2 pseudogenes are annotated in these 2,121 nt (G+C 67.2%); both read right to left on the bottom strand.

The window, feature by feature from the left end:
- Nucleotides 1–449: 449 nt before the first annotated feature.
- Nucleotides 450–939 (bottom strand): annotated as a pseudogene (locus EQG76_RS33585) (hypothetical protein); the annotation flags it as partial.
- 792 nt (nt 940–1,731) lie between these two features.
- Nucleotides 1,732–2,121, bottom strand: a pseudogene (locus tag EQG76_RS22105) (FAD-dependent oxidoreductase); the annotation flags it as partial.

The following is a 2,121-nucleotide window of genomic DNA, read 5'->3' as shown; positions in this document are numbered from 1 at the left end:
CACGTCGCCATGGGCAGCTTGCTCCTACGCCGCATCAGCCACTGAGCACATTCTCAAACGGGCTCTGAGAACGGCCGCGACCATCAGGTCGATGCTCGGGATCGTCATCAACCGCGTGACGTCCAGGCCGCCCCGGGTCTTGCGCCAACTTGCGCTCTACGATCTCAAAGTCCCCCGATCCTGCCGTGACCACTCAGGTGCCGGGACAATGGTGTCACGCTCGTCAGGTGAAACGCTTGCGCCTGCATCCAGACATGTCCCCTTCAGCTCGAATGGGCCGGGTGCGGACAGGCCGACACGAGATGGGCATGCAGGATCGACTGCGCGAACGTCTTCAGCCGCGCCCGCTGCCGCACGATCCGCATGGAGCAGTGCCAGCACGGTCGCGTCGATCGCATCGGTCTTGATCTGCGTGTCAGTAAACCGCCGTACCTGGCTCTCGCTTGCGCCTAGATGTACGGTCTGGTGATGAGGTGGTGCGGGTCGATCTTGAAGATCGAGGCGTCGGCCTTCCATGCGTGGCAGACTGACGGGAAGGGTGCCCGCCATTGCAGCGCCTTCGGATGCTTGGCGAAAGTGTGAGCGGTGAGGAAGGTCAGGACGTGGGCCTGGAGTGCGTCGAGGCCGGATAGTGGAAGGTCTCGTTGACAGCCTCCTGCACGGTCCGGTTCATCCGCTCGGCTTGGCCATTCGTCGATCGATGGCCAACAGGCCATCGGTCCGCTTCTTGCAACAAGCGCAGGCAAGAGCCTGCGGAAGGGGGTGGTAGGGCTTGGTAAGGCGATGGTCGCTGCCATCGCTGGGTGATCCCCTGGAGGGGGCAGCGGCACAGCCGCTGCAAGGCGCGTCGCACACGCGGTCGAAGACATGCCCGCCGAAGAAGGCCTTGATCTGGGGGCAGCGGCCACGGTTCTTGGGCAGACCGGCGAAGGCCATGCCCCCGGATCAGGCCCGATTAGGTCCGGGGCAGGCCGATATCGGCCTGCGGAGCCCGGCTTTGCCGGGCATGCGTTTGGCGGACCGCTGCGCGATGGCATGGATTTGGTAGGGGCACACCTCGACGACCTCGCGCAGGAAGGCAGCAGCGTGCGGCGACGGAACTCGACAACGATGGTCTACCCGGCCTCGGTGAGTACCGAGCTACCCGGCGGCCCGGCTCCGCTGGCGCATCGAGCGTGCACGTGCGCTGGCGTCACTTGCCGACAGTCTTCGGTTCAGTCCATGGCGGGTGGCCAGGGTGCGGGCCGCTTCTTGCGACGCTTGGAGTTCGGCTGAGACGCGTGCCGTCGCTCGGACCGAGCCATGAGGACTCGCTGCCATCGCGCATCCTCCTCCTCACGAGATCATGCGCCACGACAACCCGGGACCGTACACCTAGCCAGCACCCGACGAGAAACGGATCCATCGGCTCCTGCTGGTGGACGGACGGGTGATCACTGCCCGACCGGCGTACGGCCGGATCACCTCGGTAGTCACCGAAGCGTTGCCGAAGAGGGAAAAGGCCACCGGCAGGCCGCGCCGTCACGCCATACTCCGTGCTGTCTGAGCCATCCTCTCGCCCCGGCCAGAGGGCCGATCCCTGCCGGGGACGCCGCGCGGTGTGGCCCGGCATCGGACTGAACGATCGGGCCGGTGCGGCGGATGCAGGGCGTGTGGAAGTCCCGTGGTACCGAGGCAGCGCCGGCTGTGGGCGGAACGGCCAGGATGCTTCCGCCGGCAGGACCGGAGCCGTCACCTCATCCGGGCCAGGATCCTGCGTGCCAGCATGGGGGCGGTTGTGAACTTGATCGCGGCGATGGAATGCAGGCTGGCGGGGCCGCCTTCCTGGCCATGATCGACGATCAGCGGGCGGCCGGTGAGGTCGGTCGAGCCTGGACGGCTCACCGGCAGCAGGCCGGCATGCACGGCATGGACGGCGTCCTCGCGCAGGTCGAGCCAGGGCATGGCGTCGGCGAGATCGGCGAGGAACGCGGCGATCGCGGCGGCTGGCGGTGTGACCTGGTCCGGTCCGTCCTGCCAGGGGGCGTGCCAGGTCCCGGCGAAGAGCTGGCCGTTCAGCGGATATACGAACAGGATCGGTGCGTCCGGCCGGCTGGCCTGCACGGCGAGCGCACCATCGAA

Source organism: Geminicoccus flavidas (genome assembly GCF_009806515.1).
Classification (GTDB): Bacteria; Pseudomonadota; Alphaproteobacteria; order Geminicoccales; family Geminicoccaceae; genus Geminicoccus; species Geminicoccus flavidus.
This window is presented reverse-complemented; position numbering and strand designations above follow the sequence as displayed.